The sequence below is a fragment of the Microbacterium sp. genome, assembly GCF_003248605.1.
In the GTDB taxonomy this organism is placed as follows: Bacteria; Actinomycetota; Actinomycetes; order Actinomycetales; family Microbacteriaceae; genus Microbacterium.
The window spans coordinates 1-6,604 of the sequence record NZ_QFPF01000153.1 but is presented as its reverse complement, the minus strand read 5'-3'; the positions used below and the strand labels follow the sequence as shown (position 1 = coordinate 6,604).

The 6,604-nt window shown below is 69.1% G+C and carries 7 protein-coding genes; 2 read left to right on the top strand and 5 right to left on the bottom strand.

Annotated elements, in window-relative coordinates; genetic code table 11:
• The 3 genes from DI573_RS14125 to DI573_RS14115 form a co-directional block, all read right to left on the bottom strand.
• Window positions 1-1,000 (bottom strand): class I tRNA ligase family protein (locus tag DI573_RS14125; protein WP_292815623.1); only part of this gene is annotated, 1,000 nt, incomplete at its 3' end.
• A 650-nt stretch (window positions 1,001-1,650) separates the two neighbouring features.
• Window positions 1,651-2,103 carry a DUF559 domain-containing protein gene (locus DI573_RS14120; protein ID WP_292815621.1) on the bottom strand — a complete coding sequence of 151 codons (453 nt, stop codon included), beginning with the start codon at window positions 2,101-2,103 and terminating at the stop codon, window positions 1,651-1,653.
• The gene (locus DI573_RS14115; RefSeq protein WP_292815618.1) at window positions 2,072-2,398 is read right to left on the bottom strand and encodes a hypothetical protein; all 327 of its coding nucleotides are present in this window, start codon (window positions 2,396-2,398) and stop codon (window positions 2,072-2,074) included. Before DI573_RS14115 ends, DI573_RS14120 begins: the two co-directional genes overlap by 32 nt.
• Before the next feature lie 384 nt (window positions 2,399-2,782).
• On the opposite strand from DI573_RS14115, the gene valS reads away from it, so the two are divergent.
• A complete protein-coding gene (gene valS / locus DI573_RS14110) occupies window positions 2,783-5,356 on the top strand; it encodes a valine--tRNA ligase (protein ID WP_292815615.1) in 2,574 nt (857 codons plus the stop codon).
• Complete coding sequence (locus tag DI573_RS14105; protein WP_292815612.1) at window positions 5,356-5,598, top strand: hypothetical protein; 243 nt, start codon at window positions 5,356-5,358, stop codon at window positions 5,596-5,598. The genes valS and DI573_RS14105 overlap by 1 nt, the downstream gene beginning before the upstream one ends.
• A 1-nt stretch (window position 5,599) precedes the next feature.
• Here the strand turns inward: DI573_RS14105 and DI573_RS14100 are convergent, their stop codons facing one another.
• Both DI573_RS14100 and DI573_RS14095 read right to left on the bottom strand, forming a co-directional pair.
• On the bottom strand, window positions 5,600-5,830 hold the full coding sequence (locus DI573_RS14100; RefSeq protein WP_292815610.1) for a hypothetical protein: 231 nt from the start codon (window positions 5,828-5,830) through the stop codon (window positions 5,600-5,602).
• Window positions 5,827-6,438, bottom strand: coding sequence for a helix-turn-helix domain-containing protein (locus tag DI573_RS14095; protein WP_292815608.1), 612 nt, complete (start codon window positions 6,436-6,438; stop codon window positions 5,827-5,829). Before DI573_RS14095 ends, DI573_RS14100 begins: the two co-directional genes overlap by 4 nt.
• Window positions 6,439-6,604 lie beyond the last annotated feature (166 nt).

Here is a 6,604-nt window from a genome sequence, read left to right as displayed (position 1 = left end):
AGAGCCGGTCGTACGCGACGCCCTCGAGCTCGCGACCGTCGACCGTGCGCTCGACCGCCTCGCGCGCAGCCTCGGCGGACTCGTAGCCGAGGTCCTTCGCGTAGCCGCCGAGCAGGTCCTCGGCGAGCAGATAGCGATGCGCGCTCGCCTCGAGCAGGTCGTCGGCCGCGCCCTCGGGCGTGTGATGCACGTCGGCGGCGCCGTTCGGACCCGCCGGCAGGACGGCGTAACGGATCGCCGGCCCCACGGCGAGCGCCATGTTGGTCGGAAGGGTCCACGGGGTCGTCGTCCACGCGAGCGCCCGCACACCGGTCAGGCCGAGGGCCTCCGCCTTGGCCCCGACGAGGGGGAAGGTCACCGTGACGGAGGGGTCTTGGCGCGACTTGTAGACGTCGTCGTCCATGCGCAGCTCGTGGGTCGACAGCGGCGTCTCGTCCCGCCAGCAGTAGGGCAGCACGCGGTATCCCTCGTAGGCCAGGCCTCTGTCGTACAGGGTCTTGAATGCCCAGAGCACACTCTCCATGTAGGAGGTGTCGAGTGTCTTGTAGCCGCGTTCGAAGTCGACCCAGCGCGCCTGGCGGGTGACGTACTCCTCCCACTCGCGCGTGTACGCCAGGACCGACTCGCGCGCCTTGCCGTTGAAGGTGTCGATGCCCATGGCTTCGATCTGCGCCTTCTCCGTGATGCCGAGCTGCTTCATCGCTTCGAGCTCGGCGGGCAGGCCGTGCGTATCCCAGCCGAAGACGCGATCGACCTTCTTGCCGCGCATGGTCTGGAACCGGGGGAACAGGTCTTTCGCGTAGCCCGTGAGCAGGTGGCCGTAGTGCGGCAGTCCGTTCGCGAAAGGCGGTCCGTCGTAGAAGACCCACTCCTGCGCGCCCTCGCGGTTGGCGATGCTCGCGCGGAAGGTGTCGTCGCCCTGCCAGAATTCGAGGATCTCGCGCTCGATCTCAGGAAAGCGGGGGCTCGCGGGGACCGCATCGGCGGCGGGTCCGACCATTCGACTGTCGGCTTCGCCGCCGCTCAGGGACCGGTTTGTGTTGCGGGGGTAGGTCATGGCTTCTCGCAGGTGCTGTCGTGTGCTTCCTGCCGGGACGACCCGTTGCATCCTCTCCCATGCGGGAGTGCGATCCAATCGAGCCGCGGTACCACCCTGCTTGCCGCTATGCGCAGCCACTTTCACAGCGGCTGTAACGGGCCTGCCCCGCTCGGTTCTACTGAGGACCCCGTCTTGACACCGGGAGCCTGTTCTTCCGAGAGCTCCCCGGTGATGGCCGGATCGATGCTCGTGTTCTCAGTCTAACGGGACGGGGCCCCGCGTGTTCCGGCGGCGAGGTCAACATCCGGGAGGATCCGCGGGGCGGCAGTGCCCGGCTGAGGCCGCTAAGGTGGCATCCCGGGCAGACGAGCCTCACGGATGCCGCGGTAGGCCGGTGCCGCAGCGAGCGAGCCGGCACCGTCGACGGATGCCCCGTCGCCGACAGCACCCGTTCGCCTGAGGGTTTGCGTGGACTCGAAATGGTGTCGCTCACGGATGCCGCGGCCCTCGAGGCACGACGCTCAGTGCCGTGCAGGTCGAGCGCCTCGCCCCGGCGCTCGCCGCATCGCGTTCGACGTGGGAAGCCGACGGCCACATCGCGGGTGACTCTCTCACGCCAGGTGCAGTCGCTGGGCGACCGCCCGCATGATCAGGTCCTGCACTTCGTGCCAACGGTCGATCACCTGCGCATAACCCACCCGGATCACGTGGTACCCGAGCAGGCACAGCGCCGCGTCGTGTGCGATGTCCTCCTCGCGCTGCGCCCCGACATGGTGCCCGCCATCGATCTGCAGCATCAGCCGGTCCCCGATCAGCAGGTCGACGCGGTGCCCGGCGATCCAGATCTGCCGCCGCAACGGCAGGCGCAGCCATAGCAGGCGCGGCACGACGAACGTCTCGAGCCCGGAGTCCGACCACGGGCTCGCCCGTTCCAGAAGCTGGCGGGCGGCGGCGGGTAGCGGCATCCGTCTCAGCACTTCTGGTTCGAGCAGGCGCTTGTTCAGCGCCGATTCCCAGATCGCGAGCGCGGCCTCAGACGGCTTCGATCGGATCGACGAGCGCATCGGGATGCCTCGGGACCACAGGCCTGTGCCAGTGCACCGTCGCGCTCGGGATGTCGATCCGCCCGGCATGCTGAGGCGCGGCGACATGAGGCTGCCTCTCCTCCAGAACCCACAGCCCGAGTCTTCGGGCAGCGGTCACGCAGGTGAGCACGACTCCCCGTCGCGCCGCGGCCACCAGCATCGGATCCGCCCCGGGCGACGCGACCCAGCCCCGGCGCACTCGCTCGATGTGACCCGACCCCAGCGCGCGACGCAGGACGTGATCGCTGACGCCGAGCTCACGCAGCGTGCGCACCCGCATCACGCCTCCGCTTGCTCGAACCTGGTCCGCCACACCCACCCGCCGAGTCTGGAGCGCCCCGCAGGACCGCACAGGGTGGTCGCGGCGCTTTCGAGCAGGATCTCCCGCCACCTCGCGCTGTGGAGGAGGCACTGCTCGTACCACCGGTCTCCGTTTCGGAGGAGATCTCGCGTTCGGAGGATGGAATCGGCGCAAAGCATCCTCCGCAACGGGGATCTCCTCCCATACGGGGCAGGACGGGGCAGGACCGGGCGGGGCGGGGCGGGATCGAGGCTGATCGGAGACCGGATGCCGGGGGCCCACCCCGCGCGATAAACTCGAGGCGCATCCCACACTCAGGCACGCACACACCGTGCCGCACATATCGAGGAGACACCCATGGCCGAGATTCCCGACAAGCCCGCCCTCGAGGGCCTCGAGCACAAGTGGGACAGCGCATGGGATGCCGCAGGCACCTATCTCTTCGATCGTGCAGCGGCCGCGGCATCCGGTCGCGAAGGCGTCTACAGCGTCGACACTCCCCCGCCGACGGCGTCGGGCAGCCTCCACATCGGCCATGTGTTCAGCTACACGCACACGGACGTCAAGGTGCGTTTCGAGCGCATGCGCGGCAAGACGGTGTTCTACCCGATGGGCTGGGACGACAACGGACTGCCCACCGAGCGCCGTGTGCAGAACTACTACGGCGTGCGCTGCGACCCGACCCTGCCGTACGACCCCGAGTTCACTCCGCCCTTCGAAGGCGGAGACAACAAGAGCAGCAAGGCAGCCGACCAGCGGCCCATCAGCCGACGCAACTTCATCGAGTTGTGCGAGAAGCTCACCGTCGAAGACGAGAAGCACTTCGAGGCGCTCTGGCGCGACCTCGGGCTGAGCGTCGACTGGACCCAGACCTACCGCACCATCAGCGACGAGACGATCCGCACGAGCCAGCTCGCCTTCCTCCACAACATCGAGCGCGGGGAGGCGTATCAGGCGCTCGCGCCGACGCTGTGGGACGTCGACTTCCGCTCCGCGATCGCGCAGGCCGAGCTCGAGGACCGTGACCAGCCGGCCGCCTACCACCGCCTCGCCTTCCACAAGACCGACGGCAGCGGCGATGTGCACATCGAGACGACGCGCCCCGAGCTGCTCGCGGCCTGTGTCGCCCTGGTCGCCCATCCCGACGACGAGCGCTATCAGCCGCTGTTCGGCACGACCGTCCGTACCCCGCTGTTCGACGTCGAGGTTCCCGTGCTCGCGCACCCGCTCGCGCAGATCGACAAGGGCTCCGGCATCGCGATGATCTGCACGTTCGGCGACGTCACCGACATCATCTGGTGGCGCGAGCTCGACCTGCCCAATCGCACGATCATCGGGCGCGACGGGCGCGTGCTGGCCGACGCCCCCGAGGCGCTCGTGACGGATGCTGCACGCAGCGCCTACGCGGAGATCGCCGGCAAGACCGTGTTCAGCGCCAAGAAGCGCATCGTCGAGCTGCTCGCCGAGTCCGGCGAGATGGTCGGTGATCCGAAGCCGTTCACGCACGCCGTGAAGTTCTTCGAGAAGGGGGACCGGCCGCTCGAGATCGTCTCGACCCGCCAGTGGTACATCCGCAACGGCGCGCGGGACGAGCAGCTGCGCGAGCGACTGATCTCGCTCGGCCAGGAGGTGGCGTGGCATCCCGACTTCATGCGCGTCCGGTACGAGAACTGGGTGGGCGGCCTCACCGGGGACTGGCTCGTGTCTCGCCAGCGCTTCTTCGGAGTGCCGATCCCCGTCTGGTACGCGCTGGATGAGAACGGCGAGCGCGACTACTCGCGCGTGCTGACCCCGGATGCCGGTGCCCTCCCGATCGATCCCACCAGTGACGTCCCCGCCGGTTACACCGCCGAACAGCGGGGCGTGGCCGGCGGATTCGACGCCGAGACCGATGTCTTCGACACCTGGGCGACGTCGAGCCTCACGCCACAGCTCGCGGGCGGCTGGCGACGCGACGAGGACCTCTGGAGCCTGGTCGCCCCCTTCGATCTGCGCCCGCAGGGCCAGGACATCATCCGCACTTGGCTGTTCTCCACGATGCTGCGCAGTGCGCTCGAGGACGACCGCGCGCCCTGGACGGATGCTGCCATCAGCGGCTTCATCGTCGACCCCGACCGCAAGAAGATGTCGAAGTCCAAGGGCAACGTGGTCACCCCCGCCGACATCCTCGCCCAGCACGGCTCGGACGCCGTGCGCTACTGGGCGGCCTCGAGCCGCTTGGGCACCGACGCCGCCTTCGACCCGCAGAACCCCACGCAGATCAAGATCGGACGGCGTCTTGCCATCAAGGTGCTGAACGCGGCGAAGTTCGTGCTCTCGTTCCCCGTGCCGGAGGGTGCCGAGATCACCGAGGCACTGGACGCGTCGATGCTCGCGACCCTCGACGAGGTCATCACACAGGCGACGAAGGCGTTCGAGGCATATGACCACGCCCGCGCACTCGAAGTCACCGAGTCGTTCTTCTGGACGTTCTGCGACGACTATCTCGAACTGGTCAAGGAGCGCGCCTACGACGGCGGCAACGACGGACAGGCCTCTGCCGCCCTCGCTCTGCGCACCGCCCTCGAGACACTGCTGCGCCTGCTCGCCCCGGTGCTCGTGTTCGCGGCCGAGGAGTCCTGGTCGTGGTTCCACGCGGACTCGGTGCACACGAGCCCCTGGCCGACGCCCGGTGCACGGCCCGGAGACCCCGCGGTGCTGACGGCGACCGGCGAGGCACTGATCGGCATCCGCCGCGCGAAGACCGAGGCGAAGGTCTCGCAGAAGACCCCCGTCGCCCGGGCGACGATCGCGGCGACGGCCGAGAACATCGAGCGCCTCCGCCTCGCGGAGGGCGACCTGCGCGCCGTCGGCCGCATCGCCCGCATCGATTTCACAGAGGCCGAGACCACGGCGGTCGCGGCCATCGAGTTCGAGGAGGTCTCGGCCTGATGCAACTGGGAACACGCTGGAGCGCCGGTGAGGTCCCGCCTGTGGCGGTGCCGCAGGCGCTGCACGGAGCGATCCGCGACGTCGAGCAACTGTCACTGAGTGAGGGTGCACCCGCCCCGCGGTGGACGCTCACGTGGCTCGAAGGGCGCCCCGTCGCCGAGCTCGACACCGGGGTCATCGTGACGATCGACCGCGACGGCGAGGTCGTCGTCCGCCACGACGCCGGTGACGAATTCGCCTGAGTCAGGCGCGCAGCACACCGAGCGCGTGGGCACGCACGACGCAGCGTTCCTGCGCGTCCGCGACCCGGGCGTGATCGATCCGTCGGCCGCGGTGCGACCCCGCGTCGGCGCGACGCTCGAGCCTACGGGCGACCCTGTTCTCGAGCGCGGTGGCAAGCGACAGCATCCCGCGCTCGAGGAGAGTCGGGCGGATGCCGGCGATCGTCGTCCGCGCGCCCGCGAGTGCGGTCACGTGCGCACCTCACCCACGATGAGGGGAAAGACGTCGGCCCGCACCGCGTAGGGCAGCAGCCCCTCGCCGATCTGTCCGCGGTGCTTGTCGAGGGTGTCGTTGACGAGCATCTGGATCTTGCGGCCGAGTTCGTCGGCCTGGGCGCGGGTGAGGCGGGCGTTGGCGGTGAGGAGGGTTCCGGGCCACTCGTCGGGGTCCTGCTTCATGCTGGTCGCGATGTAGGTCATGAGCTCGTCGTGACGCTGCCGGTAGAACTCGGCGAGCACCATCTCGGTGGCGGCGCGTCCCGACGGTGTCTTGGCCGTCTCGGGATTCGACAGCGACACCGCCCCGCGGGGGCGCTCCCACCAGCGCTCGCGCGCGGTGCCGAGACCCTCGACCTCCCGGATGAGGTCGTGCTTGGCCAGCGCGCGCAGATGGTAGCTGGTGACGCCCGAGGACTCCCCGACGAGGTCGGCCAGCGAACTCGCCGTCTGCGGACCGTGGGCCGCGAGCAGATCGTAGATGCGGATGCGCAGGGGGTGGGCGAGCGCCCGCAACGCGCCGACCCCGAGCACGCGTGCGTCCCGGGGGATCCGGTCGGATGCTGTCTGATGCTCATCTGCCACGACGCAAGCATATCTTTGCAAATGGTCCTTTGCAAGCAATTGTTTGCGTTTGTGACTGCGTGGACGTCCCTGGCTCTGCGTCGTCCCGGACCTCGGGGTGCCGCCGCGGCTACGCTGGTCGGATGTCCGACGTGTCCGCCAATCCCCTGCTCTCCCCCAGCCCGCT

Bases quoted from the DNA above. Each gene is read 5' to 3' on its own strand.
- DI573_RS14120 (WP_292815621.1), bottom strand. From the start codon at position 2,103: ATGCGCTCGTCGATCCGATCGAAGCCGTCTGAGGCCGCGCTCGCGATC.
- valS (WP_292815615.1), top strand. From the start codon at position 2,783: ATGGCCGAGATTCCCGACAAGCCCGCCCTCGAGGGCCTCGAGCACAAG.
- DI573_RS14105 (WP_292815612.1), top strand. From the start codon at position 5,356: ATGCAACTGGGAACACGCTGGAGCGCCGGTGAGGTCCCGCCTGTGGCG.